At 39.6% G+C, this 12,637-nt stretch carries 11 protein-coding genes; 8 read left to right on the forward strand and 3 right to left on the reverse strand.

Annotated elements, in window-relative coordinates; genetic code table 11:
• Positions 1-725 precede the first annotated feature (725 nt).
• The gene (gene mnmE / locus GFH32_RS08225) at positions 726-2,099 is read left to right on the forward strand and encodes a tRNA uridine-5-carboxymethylaminomethyl(34) synthesis GTPase MnmE (RefSeq protein ID WP_153511026.1); all 1,374 of its coding nucleotides are present in this window, start codon (positions 726-728) and stop codon (positions 2,097-2,099) included.
• Positions 2,100-2,458: 359 nt separating this feature from the next.
• Positions 2,459-2,746, forward strand: coding sequence for a phage integrase SAM-like domain-containing protein (locus GFH32_RS08230; RefSeq protein ID WP_153511028.1), 288 nt, complete (start codon positions 2,459-2,461; stop codon positions 2,744-2,746).
• 19 nt (positions 2,747-2,765) lie between these two features.
• Here GFH32_RS08230 and GFH32_RS08235 read toward each other — a convergent pair whose 3' ends face one another.
• Positions 2,766-3,563 carry an IS3 family transposase gene (locus GFH32_RS08235; RefSeq protein WP_153511030.1) on the reverse strand — a complete coding sequence of 266 codons (798 nt, stop codon included), beginning with the start codon at positions 3,561-3,563 and terminating at the stop codon, positions 2,766-2,768.
• Positions 3,564-3,583: 20 nt separating this feature from the next.
• Positions 3,584-3,850 (reverse strand): transposase, encoded by a 267-nt coding sequence (locus tag GFH32_RS08240; protein ID WP_153511032.1) that lies wholly within the window; start codon positions 3,848-3,850, stop codon positions 3,584-3,586.
• Positions 3,851-4,348: 498 nt separating this feature from the next.
• Between GFH32_RS08240 and GFH32_RS08245 the strand changes: the two genes are divergently transcribed.
• The gene (locus GFH32_RS08245) at positions 4,349-4,540 is read left to right on the forward strand and encodes a cold-shock protein (RefSeq protein ID WP_153511034.1); all 192 of its coding nucleotides are present in this window, start codon (positions 4,349-4,351) and stop codon (positions 4,538-4,540) included.
• Positions 4,541-4,717: 177 nt separating this feature from the next.
• Here GFH32_RS08245 and GFH32_RS18675 read toward each other — a convergent pair whose 3' ends face one another.
• Positions 4,718-4,924: a DUF6965 family protein gene (locus tag GFH32_RS18675; protein WP_153511036.1), complete on the reverse strand. Its 207-nt coding sequence runs from the start codon at positions 4,922-4,924 to the stop codon at positions 4,718-4,720.
• Between the two features lie 409 nt (positions 4,925-5,333).
• Here GFH32_RS18675 and GFH32_RS08255 point away from each other — a divergent pair, with 409 nt between their 5' ends.
• The 5 genes from GFH32_RS08255 to GFH32_RS08275 all read left to right on the forward strand — a co-directional run bounded on the left by GFH32_RS08255 (position 5,334) and on the right by GFH32_RS08275 (position 12,637).
• Positions 5,334-5,861 (forward strand): RNA polymerase sigma-70 factor, encoded by a 528-nt coding sequence (locus GFH32_RS08255; protein WP_228384257.1) that lies wholly within the window; start codon positions 5,334-5,336, stop codon positions 5,859-5,861.
• 79 nt (positions 5,862-5,940) lie between these two features.
• Entirely contained in the window at positions 5,941-7,020 is a 1,080-nt protein-coding gene (locus tag GFH32_RS08260) for a FecR family protein (protein ID WP_153511040.1), read from the forward strand.
• Positions 7,021-7,067: 47 nt separating this feature from the next.
• Positions 7,068-10,403, forward strand: coding sequence for a SusC/RagA family TonB-linked outer membrane protein (locus tag GFH32_RS08265; protein ID WP_153511042.1), 3,336 nt, complete (start codon positions 7,068-7,070; stop codon positions 10,401-10,403).
• A 4-nt stretch (positions 10,404-10,407) separates the two neighbouring features.
• Positions 10,408-11,688, forward strand: coding sequence for a RagB/SusD family nutrient uptake outer membrane protein (locus tag GFH32_RS08270; RefSeq protein ID WP_153511044.1), 1,281 nt, complete (start codon positions 10,408-10,410; stop codon positions 11,686-11,688).
• Positions 11,689-11,698: 10 nt separating this feature from the next.
• The gene (locus tag GFH32_RS08275; RefSeq protein ID WP_153511046.1) at positions 11,699-12,637 is read left to right on the forward strand and encodes a phosphodiester glycosidase family protein; all 939 of its coding nucleotides are present in this window, start codon (positions 11,699-11,701) and stop codon (positions 12,635-12,637) included.

The following is a 12,637-nucleotide window of genomic DNA, read 5'->3' on the forward strand; positions in this document are numbered from 1 at the left end:
ATTTTTTATCATTTTACTTCCAGCTTCTAAATGTCTCATCCTGAAATAGATTGACCACAAATTTGTATAAACAATGAAAGTAAATTTGCGATTAATCAGGAAATCATGTATTTAAGCGGGAATTAGTTTCCCGATTTGAGCGGGGAAAATACAGTGTGTTGAAGTTAGTACGCCTTTACGGCCTTAGTAATCCCCTCTATCTACCAATGGGTCTATAAATTTTCTATCTTTAATGGTAGTAGAAAACTTTCATGATGTCACCAGGCTATTGAATGAAGATCTAAAGGAATTATTTAAAACAACAAGGTAAAGGGGGGAAGTGTCATTCTTCGATGTACCTTAACATGCTTAGGGTACATCATTGTAAAATAAGCATGTGGAAGATCGCACAGGAAAGCGCCTATGCTTAAAGGATCCATGGAAAAATAAAAAATGAATATATAAAGCGTTGGAAGCTTAAAGAAAATGGTAAATTAGGTAGTAGCACAGTACGATATGAGCTGGAGCCACGAGTCACTAGGAAGAACATCCCCATACGTGTTTCAAAAAAAAAAGTGGCTTAGGGGAATGCTATCTCATAAACTACTTTTTACTATACTTGATGTAAGTAAGAAAATTATAAAAACGGTCAACACTATTTAGGGATGGACTAATATCTCCCATCTAACGTCTAAAATCTAATATCTAAGTACTAAAATCTAACTACTAATATCTAACTTTGCCAAATGTCATTTACGCATTCTCAAGATACTATTGTTGCTTTAGCGACATCTCCAGGGGTTAATGGTGCCATTGCGGTTATTCGTTTATCGGGTCCGGAGGCTGTTTCAATTACGGATTCTGTTTTTAAGGGTAAAGATTTGAAGTCTCAGGCTTCGCATACTATTCACTTTGGGACGATTCGCGATGGCGATCAGGTTATTGATGAGGTTTTGGTATCCTTGTTTATTGCGCCTCATTCGTACACGAAGGAGAATGTGGTTGAGATTTCGACGCATAATTCTAAGTATATTATTGAGCGTGTGTTGACTTTGCTTATGAAAAAAGGAGCAAGGGCTGCCAAGGCGGGCGAGTTTACTTTGCGTGCTTTTCTGAATGGTGGTTTGGATCTTTCGCAGGCGGAAGCTGTTGCGGACTTAATTGCTTCGAACTCGGCAGCATCACATCAGATTGCTATGCAACAAATGCGTGGTGGTTTCTCCAATCAGCTTAAGCAATTACGTGAGGATTTGGTACATTTCGCTTCGCTAATTGAGCTTGAACTGGATTTTGCGGAAGAGGATGTAGAATTTGCCAATAGAGATCAACTGCGTCTGTTAATTGAGAAAATCTACCAGGTTATCTATCGTCTGATTCAGTCATTTGAACAGGGGAATGTGCTTAAGAATGGTGTTCCTGTAGTGATTGCAGGTAAGCCAAATGTCGGTAAGTCGACTTTGTTAAATGCTTTGCTAAATGAGGAGCGTGCTATTGTTTCGGAGATTGCTGGAACAACACGCGATACCATTGAAGATGAGATCAATATTCATGGGGTTACTTTCCGTTTTATTGATACAGCAGGGATTCGCGAGACAGCCGATATTATTGAAGCAAAAGGGGTGGAGCGTACCATGGAGAAGATTAAACAAGCACGCTTGATAATCTATCTTTTTGATCCTTTGCAAGACCATATTGCTTCTGTGCAGGAGCAAATTGCAGAAGTGGAGGCTTTGCAAATTCCATTTGTCACAATTATTAATAAAAGCGATCTGCTATCGGACGCCCAACGTTCAGAATATGCAGCGCTAAACCCAATTTATATTTCCGCAAAAGAGCAAGTAGGAATCGAAGAGCTAAAAGATGAATTGCTCAATCAAGTGAATCTTTCTCAGATTAATACCGATGATACCATTGTGACGAATATTCGTCACCTGGAGGCTTTGCAAAATACTAGAGAAGCGCTGGAGAAAGTTTTGTTTGGTATTGATAATCCGATTACATCGGATTTCTTGGCGATTGATATTCGTCAGGCATTACATCATTTGGGTGAGATTACTGGGACCGTTACTACGGATGATTTGCTGGAGAATATATTTAGTAAGTTTTGTATCGGGAAGTAGTTGCGTAAAACTGAATAAAAGTAGATGTTAGTAGAATTATATAAAACCTTGGAAATTAATTATTTTCAAGGTTTTTTGTTTATGTTTGGTTATATTTGATTTAACCGATTTTTACAGGAGATGTACGTGGTGTACGTCTCACGTACACCACGTACAAACTTTAAATTACTAATATGGTGTCTTACAAAGTAACGGCTAGATAGCAAAAAAAATAAGTCAGGTTGCAACAGTTTGTATTTGGATATCTATCCCGCGATTTATGATGAAGTCAAGAAAAAGAAGACTAGGAGAAGATTTTTAGACTTACACATTTATGATTAACCTACTGATAAAAAGAAAGGAAACATAATAAATTTACGATGATTAAGGCAAAGAAGCTTGAAAGTGAATTGCAAATGGATTGGTTGAGTGTGACTCTCGATATGCCTTTCATCAATGATAAGGAGATTGACTTCCTTGCTTATTATAAATCTATTGTAAGAAAAAGATATACTTCTAAAGGGAATTACGATAATTTGCTTTCGAGTTATAATTATTTTGAGCTTTTCTGTAAAGATAGTTATATGGTTTCTCAACTTACTGCTGTTTTTTGTCAAGATTTTAAAGATCTTCTAGATACTGTAGCCTTACCCTTTTTCAAACAGTGAATAAATATAAAAACGCGTATTAAGAAACCAATTGTTCTTCAGCGTATAACCATGGGCTTAATCCATTTAAAGCTTTGTGAGGATGATTACTATTGTAATCAATCTGCCATTCATAGGCCAGTGCATTTACGTGGCTGATTGATTCAAATAAATAAGCGTCTAACACATCTTCTCTGAATGTACGATTGAAGCGCTCAATATAAGCATTTTGAGCAGGCTTGCCAGGTTGGATATATTGTATTACTATTCCATGATCGCTACAAAAATCTTTGAAAACTTTAGCTATAAATTCTGGTCCATTATCTGTTCTGATACGCTTTGGTTTTGCTCTGTGTAACAGTAATTCTTGTATTTTTTGCACCAACCTTGTTGCAGGAATAGAATAATATGCTTCGTTAAGTAAGGCTTCTCGATTATAATCATCAATAATATTGATAACTCTAAACCTTCTCCCATTAGCTAGAGAATCGCTCATGAAATCGATCGACCAGGTGTCAATAATGGAACCTGGAACAAATAATCGTTCTTTGATTCTAGCTGGTAGGCGTCGTTTCCGCTTCACTCTAAGCTTTAAATTAATATTACGATATACACGAAGCACTCTTTTTCGATTCCATAGAAGACCCTCCATTCGGATCTTACCAAAGTAAGTTTCAAATCCTCGTGTAGGATATTTCGTTGAGAGATCCATCAGTTTATCAATAATGATCTGGTCATCTTTTTTATGAGCATAGTAGTACATACTACGACTCATGCAAACAATTTTGCAGGCTCTATGAATACTGATCCCTTCCGCTTCAATTACACCTTCAATCAGCTCTTTACGTTCACAGAGCTTTAAAGCATTTTTTCAATGATGTCTTTTAAAATACGATGATCCAAGCTCAAATCAGCAAACATTCGCTTTAAACGGCTATTTTCTTCTTGTAATGCTTTCAACTCTTTCAAATGCTGGGCATCCATACCGCCATACTTTTGCCTCCATTGATAGAAAGTGGATGATGTAATACCATGTTCCCGACAAATGTCGCGTGTCGATTTACCGGATTCATATTCCTTTAGAATACTGACAATCTGATGCTCTGAAAATTTGCTCTTCTTCATAATGTCTAACAAACTAATTTAACATTTTTAATTGGTCTGAAAAACGGGGAAGTCTACCCTAATCAAGATATATTTTATTTCTTAGAATTGATAATATTGAATCTGCAAATTTAGTGGATCACTCTTTTAGGAGGTAAACGGTCGATATGCGTCTAGCAATGGGGGAGAGGAAAGTCGTGGGTTGACGCGCATAAACTACGGGGCTGTTAATTAAATTAAAAAACACTTTGATTTCCAATTAATTATTCTATCTTTGTTTTATAATCAGGCTATGCCTATGCTTTCTGAAACAGATCAGTTTACTCATCCTTTTTAGTTTCGCAAATTCTAGCTATGTATTTGTTATCAATTAGCGATGCTGAAACTATCGGATTTTGTTTCCTTCAACTTCCTTTAATATCATCATCTTTTGTTAGCGAATCGATTATCTAAGACATTTATGTCGTAGTAGGACTGGCTTAACCGCCTTAACATTTTATTCATTAAAAAAAAATTACAATGCAAGAAGGAACAGTAAAATTCTTTAACAACACCAAAGGATTTGGATTTATCACACCTAATGATGGTAGCGCGGATATCTTCGTTCACACGACAGGTCTTAGAGATAACATTAGAGAGAACGATAAAGTAACCTACGATGTAGAGCGTACTCCAAAAGGATTATCTGCTACAAACGTACGTGTCGCTTAAGATACTTGTAAGTTTGTTATTAGAATGTGGTTATGCAAAACATCAACCACATTTTTGTTTATTACGTAATATCGGAGTTTAAAGTTCAATTTACTCCTTGTAAGTTTTGTTAAATCAATTTCATCAGCGATGATGATTCCGATATTATTTAAATGTGAGGTCTAGGCGATTTATTTCCTAGGCCTTATTTTTTGTAGCTTCATGAAATTGAAGCAGACGCTGGTAGGCAGGACACTTCTCTATCTCTTTTGGCCAGCGCTCGCACTCCGCAAATTGAATCGTCAGGAATTTCTTTACATCCGATACAATCGAGGATGAATTAATTTGTACCGATTCTGGATGGGTTTGATTCAATAAGGCACTCTGTAGTTCTGCAATAGTCATAGCGCGAAGGTACTTAAAAATTGAGTGCAGCGATGCAGTTTTCTTATGCTATTTTAATTAAAGGCGGTCACAAAAATACTGCTAAAGCCAGTAATCAGCGAGGCCAATAATTTTTTAATAAAAGGAAGCATGATTTACCGTGGTTTAATTAGAAGATGAAATTTTACTAGATTTTCCATAACAGAACCGCTTATGTTGATGGGATTAAGGAGTATTTTCTTGTTCAATTAGAAGGTTCAAATTTGACGATAGCAGCGTGATTTCTAAGTTTGACAGGATTAATTTTGCTTATTTTTTGAAAATATTTAATAATTTGATAATATTGGAATAACTAGTTATACAAAAAAACATACCAATTTAGCTTCCGATACCTACTTTTACTTTGAAAGACTCGAAATTATCCTTGGAATTGGTTCTCCCAGCTTTTAATCGGGGCGATGAACATGCTTTTAAGTGCATTTATAAGGCATGTTGGCCTCAAGTATTTTCGGAGGCATATTCCCGCTTGAAAAACAAAGAAGATGCTGAAAACATTACCCAAGATGTTTTTACTAGCTTGTGGGAGCAAAGGGGCGAGATTGAGATTCATAATATCGATGCCTATCTGTTTACACTCTGCAAGCATAAGACCCTGAACTTTATTTTGAAGAAAAGACCCGCTTTATTGGATGTTTTTAAAACCGAGATCCCTTCAGAAAATTCGCCCGTCTATCAGCTTCTTTTTAAAGAAGCACAGGGGCAGTTGAATTCCAAGATTGGTAAATTACCTCGACAACAGCGTGCTATCATCCAATTGCGCTATATGGAAAACCGCTCTACCGTTGAAATTGCCGACGAACTGGGCCTCTCTGTCAAAACTGTGCGTAACCACTTAGGACGTGCATTAAGCACCCTTAGAAACCTCTTCAAAATTTTTCTTATTTTTTTTATTTCTTAACTGGGCTTTCTGCCCATCTATCTGTCTTATCTCTAGAACTGCCTTAATCTAGCAAGGCCAGGTCACTTTATTATACCTTATGAAAAACGTACTGCTTAGTTTAATCGCTAAATATTTAAAGGGGAGCGCGAATGCCGAGGAAAAAAAGATCCTTGATCAGCATTACGATCAATTGGCTTCGGATAAATTTCAGCTCGAGGATTTTAGCGAAGAAGAGCAAGCTGACATGGAGGCGCGTATGTTTACCCAGATTCAACAGGGCATGCAGAAGTCGACAATCAAGAAAATCAAGCCGAATTATTTAAAGTGGGCAGCGATCTTCTTACTTCCTTTGCTCTTCGGCCTTCTCTATTATGCGCAACAGCGGAAACCATCCGATGCGAGTTTACTGCTCAGCAAGCCGGGAGCGATGTCGGCAAACTTGATTAGCTCATCCGGGAAGACTTATTCGTTAAGCTCGGCGGAAGATTTAATCAAGCTGCAGGCAGCTGGATTATACCAGGAGGTGGATGCGGCAGAACAAGCGACGGTCATCCATGAAATCAATACGCCCAAGGGTGCTTTCTACCAATTGATACTTCCGGATTCCAGTAAAGTTTGGTTGAACGCAGCAAGTAGCATACGCTTTCCATCTCGATTTGAGGCGGATAAACGTGAAGTCCTCCTAACCGGGGAGGCTTACTTCGAGATTAAACACAATTCGAAGTCTCCATTCTATGTAAAGAGTGCGCACCAGACGACTCGAGTATTGGGAACCAAATTCAATATAAACGCCTACGCGGATCAGCAGGAAGATGAGGTGACCCTCATTGAGGGAAGCGTGGAAGCCAGTTCGACAAGTCTGCAGAAAGTCTTAATGAAACCGGGCTATAAAGCGCGGATAGGCGATAAGATACAGTATCAGCAAGTAGATCATGCAGGGGACTACGCGGCATGGCGATCGGGAGATTTCTATTTCGATAACTACTCGCTCGAGCAGGTCTTACAAATGTTAGGGCGCTGGTATAATTTGGAAGTAGATACCCGTTCCATTCCCAGCAACAGAATCAATGGTTTGATACCACGGAACCTTCTCTTGAGAGACGTTCTCGCCTTGATTGAGACTACTTCAGGCATTCAGATCTCCGTCGTGGAAGGAAAGTTAAAAGTCCTACGTTAATCGCAATCTAATTTTAAAACAAAACAAACAAATCAATAACGCCAAAAATGAAATTTTTAAAAATCAAAAAGCTCAACTTCTTGCTTTTCGCGGGTATGGGTTTTCTAAGTTTCCATTTGCCGGCACGGGCTGAATCTGTTCAAAAGATTAGCCTCGATGTGCGCAATGAGAAATTAGTCGACGTTTTTAAGCAGATCAAGAAGCAGAGCAATGTTTCTTATCTGTTTGACGGCAAATTCAGTCCCCAAGCGAACGCCATTACGCTTAAAGCGAATGGAATGGAGTTGAAAGAGCTATTGCCCTTAATCTTCCACAATCAACCTTTCGATTATAGTTATGACAAAGGGGTGATTGTCGTTAAAGAAAAGAAAATCGCTGAGAAAGCGACAGCAGCTTCTGCTCGCGTTCAACAATTTGTATCCGGCTTCGTTGTCAGCGAAACAGGGGAACCATTGCCTGGTGCGACCGTGCAGGCAGTGGATGGCTCGAGATCCGTACAGACGGATGCCAAGGGTTATTTTAACTTGCCAACTACCGCAGACCCGCTCAGTGTTCGTATTAGTTTTACAGGTTATGAAACCAAAACGATTAATTTAAAACAACAAGAAGCGCCACGTATTATTCTGAATGCACGACAAAATGTATTGGATGAAACAGTCGTTGTCGGCTATGGGGTGCAAAAGAAAGCTTTGGTAACAAGTGCTGTTGGAAGTTTGAAAATTGATGATTCTAATATGCGTCAGGTCGCAAGTCCAACGCGCTTATTGGAAGGACGTATTGCGGGGGTAAATGTGTCTTTAGGTTCGGGTAATCTAGCCTCTGGCGAGCGGATTTCAATTCGCGGAACCTCGTCCATTAGTGCTGGAAATAATCCTTTATACGTAGTTGATGGGGTGCCTATCAACACCTCGGATATGTCTCTATTCTCTTTCGGAGAGAATTATAGCCCCTTGGCAGCCTTTAATCATGCGGATATTGAGTCCATTGAAATATTGAAAGATGCCGCATCGGCAGCAATATATGGATCAAGAGCAAGTAATGGGGTGGTATTGATTACGACAAAATCCGGTAAAGCAGGTCGAAATGATGTGCGCTTAAATATTACAACTGGATTTAGCGAATTCGCTAATCCAAATAAAATTAAAGTATCGAATTCTGAACAATATATATCGAGCTATAATGCCGGTGCAGATAATTACAATAACCAATATGGTTTAGTGGTTGGGCAAGCGGATTATAAAGTACGTATATCAAATCCTTATGAAGGACTACCAGATACCGATTGGTTAGGGCTTATTGTGCAAAAAGGGTACTTCCAGAATTATGATGCTTCATTCTCAGGCGGAAATACCAAGACGAACTACTATTTCGGATTAGGTTTAACGGATCAAGCGGGTGTAATTAAAAACAACGCTATTCGCAAATACAATTTGAATTCAAAGATCAGCCACAAGTTCAGCGACTGGTTGGAAATTGGAGCCAACAACATGGGTAACTTTATCAAGAATAACCAAGTTCCGGGAGCCAATTTAGGATCGACGATTATTGCGCGTGCCATTGAGCAACGCCCTTTTGATAGACCGTTTAAACCCAACGGAGGGTATTATGTGGGGGGAACAGATGAATTAACACGTCATAATCCTCTACAGATTTTAAATGAGCAAGATGCTTATGTCGATAATTACCGCTATTTGGGTACTTATTACGGACAAGCGAATTTCTTGGATCACTTCTCCTTCCGTACCTCATTCTCCGCAGATATAGGCTATACTTATGACTATACCTATTATAACGATAAACACCCATATGGAACTGGGGTAGGACGTTTGGTAGATTATAACCGTTTGATTCAAAACTTAGTTTTTGACAACGTTATTAATTACAATAATAAATTTGGCGATTTAACGGTATCGGCGATGTTAGGACATTCCTTTCAAAAGCAAATGTCTCGATCCTCAATGATTGATGGACGTGGATTTCCGACGCCATCGATGCAAGTAATTTCTGTAGCATCGGATATTTTTGATGCCAGCGGATCAATTGGTGAGTATGCATTGGAGTCTTATTTTGGTCGCGGTACGTTCTCGTATCAAGATAAATACCTGATGACGGCGACCTTGCGTGCAGATGGTTCTTCAAAGTTTCATCGGGATAATCGCTGGGGGTATTTTCCATCGATCTCGTTCGGATGGAATGTATCTCGTGAGGAATTTATGGGCGAGAACAGCAATGACTTGAAAATCCGTGCAAGTTATGGTATTACCGGTAATCAGGAAGGAATCGGACAGTATGCTTACCAAGCCTTAATGTCCGGTGGACAGAACTACGGTAATATTTCAGGGATTTCGGTTTCCTCCTTCGGAAATAAGGATCTGCGTTGGGAAAAAGCAAATCAGTATGATGCCGGTTTTGACGTGTCTTTCTTCAAGAAACGATTGAATATTTCCTTTGATGCGTACTATAAAAAGACTTTCGACTTATTGTACAGCATGCCAATTCATGCGACAACAGGGATGACTAGCATTGTTAGTAATATAGGAACCATGGAGAATAAAGGATTGGAGCTAAGCATCAATACCAACGTACCTTTGGGACCAGTAAGTTGGAAATCAGACTTTAATATCGCACATAATAGAAATAAGATCCTTTCACTATTGGATGATGAACTACCAATTGCAATCGGCGATAACCGCGCTTTACAAGTAGGTAAAAGTATTGGTGCGTTCTACCTGTTTGATTCAGATGGATTATATCAATACGACGGAGAAGTTCCTCAGGAGCAGTTTGATTTAGGATACCGAGCTGGCGACGTGCGTTGGAGAGATGTAGACGGTAATAATATTATCAATGACAATGATCGTCTGGTTATTGGAGATTCAAACCCTAAGTTTACAGGCGGCTGGAATAACAGTTTTTCTTACAAAGGATTTCAGTTGGATGTGATGTTTACGTTTATGTACGGAACAGATGTTTATGCGCAATGGAAATCAACGGGAATGGCGAACTTAGGTTCTAATTATGCAAAGGACTTAAGCTATGTAGAAAATGCATGGACCGGACCGGGTAGTACCAATGTTTATCCTCGTGCTTTAATAGGTTTGGGGCATAATACAAAGAATTCAACTCGCTTCTTAGAGGATGGTTCATTTATCCGCCTACGCGCTTTGACCTTCGGTTATAACTTCGATCGTGCGCTTGTCGAGCGGATCAAACTGAAAGGCCTGCGTGTATTTGCAACAGCAGACAACTTATTGTTATTCACCAAATACTCAGGATGGGATCCGGAGGTAAACAATAATTTGGATCCGAGATACTATGGGGTCGACTTATTTGGCGTACCTCAGCCTAAGACATTCAGCTTTGGTTTAAATGTTAATTTATAATCTTATGAAACGCTTAAAACTTAACTATATCGCTCTTGCCGCAGCCCTTGTATTGGGGAGCTCTTGCGCAAATCAGCTCGACTTATATTCGCATTCGGCCATGTCGCCAGATGCTGTCACCGCGGGTGACTTACCTGCTCTCCGAATCGGTATGTACAATAATATGCAGAACGATCCAGGAGTACATAACTTTATTCTATTTGATCTGCTGGGCGGTGATTTGCAAACAAGCGCTAATACCTCGGCACTGAACTTAATAACCAGCACACTTTCGCCTTTGAATTCGGTGATCTCTAGAGGATGGAATGGCTACTACAGCTCATTATATCAAGTGAATAATGTTGTTGACATCTGTAATAAGCAGGAGGCAAGCGCTATTCGAAATAAAACTTTAGGAGAAGCTTATTACTTCCGTGCTTTAAATTATTATAATCTGATCGCTCGTTGGGGAGATATACCGTTGTTGTATGAGAATACGCTCGATAAACCGACTAGAACTGCAAAAGCAGAGGTTTGGGATTTCATCGAGCAAAATTTGGAAGAGGCATCAAAGCTTTTGTCGACTGCTGATTCCTACTATTACGTTTCTGCAGATGCTGTTACAGCATTGCAAGCCCGTGTGTTCTTAACACAAGGAAAGAAAACGGAAGCTGCTCAAGCGGCAGAGAAATTAATCAACTCTGGAAAATATGCCTTGGATAGTTTCGAGAAAATTTTCCGTAAACAAGCAAATAATGAGGTGATCTTTGCCTTTGAAAACCTATCGGAAGAATCTTCGATTAATATTTCGGATTTGTTTTATTCTTACGCGCATCCGAATAAAGGACAAGGGAATTATCGTATTACGGAGAAGACCTTGAGCTTATTCGCTGGATCTGATAAACGCCGTGCGATGACCATCATCAATATTGCAGGAACCGAATGTGTTAATAAATATCCGAGTGGACAGACTGGTCGTGATCCGGTGATTATCTCACGTATTGCTGAGATGTATTTAATCTCCGCAGAAGCGCAGGGATTACAGAACGGCTTGGCGCGATTAAATCAATTGCGTGCTTATCGCGGCGTAGCTGCTGTGAGCCCAGGATCGGAAACAGACTTCCTAGATGCTGTATTATTGGAGCGACAATTGGAGCTCTTGGGCGAGAATTTTAGATATTACGACCTTGTTCGTACTGGAAAAGCAGTGAGTACCCTCGGTATCTTAAACTACCAAACCCTATTGCCAATCCCTGGAAGTGAATTGCAAAGAAATACGAATTTGACACCAAATCCAGGTTATTAATCATTAAATCATGAATAAGTTAAAGACATTATATATAGCCCTTTTTATTGCGCCGCTATTGATTAGCGCTTGCAGTAATGAGGATGAATTTATCCGCGTCGAAGATCAATATAATTTGAATCCGCAGACCGAGATGGCCAAGAAATTAGTCAATGGAACCAATCTCTTTGTGCATATTAAAAAAGATACTTCCTATACTGTACAAGAAGGCTTAACGGCAACGGAGATTTCATATGTTTCGCATACAGGTTTAGCTAAGAAGGTTTTTACCTTCGAGGTGGACCTCACTAAGCCTAATCTTTCCATTGAGGTTTCTACACCTAACAATTCGCCGCAATTTGGGATGCAGCAAATGACTAAACAAGCTACGTTCGAAGATGCGGAAGGTCATAAAGTATGGGCGGGCGTGAATGCCGACTTTTTTAATACCTCGAATGGAACGCCTCAAGGTATTGTTTATAAAGAAGGCTTGGCTATCAAAACAAGCGTAACAGACGCTGTGAATACCTTCTTTGCGATTCTAAAGAACGGAAAAGCCTTCGTTGGTGATCAAGAAGACTATGAAACCGTGAAGTCATCGATTCAGGAGGCCGTAGGTGGTCGTGTAACTCTTGTGTCCAATGGGATTTTAGTGACGCAAACCTCTCCAACATTAGAGCCAAGAACAGCAATTGGCGTTTCGCAAGATGGTACGAAGGTTTATATCTTGGTGGTGGATGGACGTCGTTTCCATTATTCTAATGGCATGAGCTACGAAGAGCTTGGACAATGTTTGAAGGCGATGGGTTCCTATGATGCGATCAACTTAGATGGTGGTGGCTCGAGTACATTCTTTATTCGTAATCAACCTGATTTCGCTGCCAACCGATTTGAGATTCGGAATTGGCCGACAGACAATGGTGGGATGGAACGCGCAGTTGGCAATGGTATTTTAATCATTAAGAAGTAA

Source organism: Sphingobacteruim zhuxiongii (assembly GCF_009557615.1).
Taxonomy (GTDB): domain Bacteria; phylum Bacteroidota; class Bacteroidia; order Sphingobacteriales; family Sphingobacteriaceae; genus Sphingobacterium; species Sphingobacterium zhuxiongii.

Coding starts and splice junctions, on each gene's coding strand:
- mnmE (WP_153511026.1), top strand. CDS start 726: ATGTCATTTACGCATTCTCAAGATACTATTGTTGCTTTAGCGACATCT.
- GFH32_RS08230 (WP_153511028.1), top strand. CDS start 2,459: ATGATTAAGGCAAAGAAGCTTGAAAGTGAATTGCAAATGGATTGGTTG.
- GFH32_RS08240 (WP_153511032.1), bottom strand. CDS start 3,850: ATGAAGAAGAGCAAATTTTCAGAGCATCAGATTGTCAGTATTCTAAAG.
- GFH32_RS08245 (WP_153511034.1), top strand. CDS start 4,349: ATGCAAGAAGGAACAGTAAAATTCTTTAACAACACCAAAGGATTTGGA.
- GFH32_RS18675 (WP_153511036.1), bottom strand. CDS start 4,924: ATGACTATTGCAGAACTACAGAGTGCCTTATTGAATCAAACCCATCCA.
- GFH32_RS08260 (WP_153511040.1), top strand. CDS start 5,941: ATGAAAAACGTACTGCTTAGTTTAATCGCTAAATATTTAAAGGGGAGC.
- GFH32_RS08265 (WP_153511042.1), top strand. CDS start 7,068: ATGAAATTTTTAAAAATCAAAAAGCTCAACTTCTTGCTTTTCGCGGGT.
- GFH32_RS08270 (WP_153511044.1), top strand. CDS start 10,408: ATGAAACGCTTAAAACTTAACTATATCGCTCTTGCCGCAGCCCTTGTA.
- GFH32_RS08275 (WP_153511046.1), top strand. CDS start 11,699: ATGAATAAGTTAAAGACATTATATATAGCCCTTTTTATTGCGCCGCTA.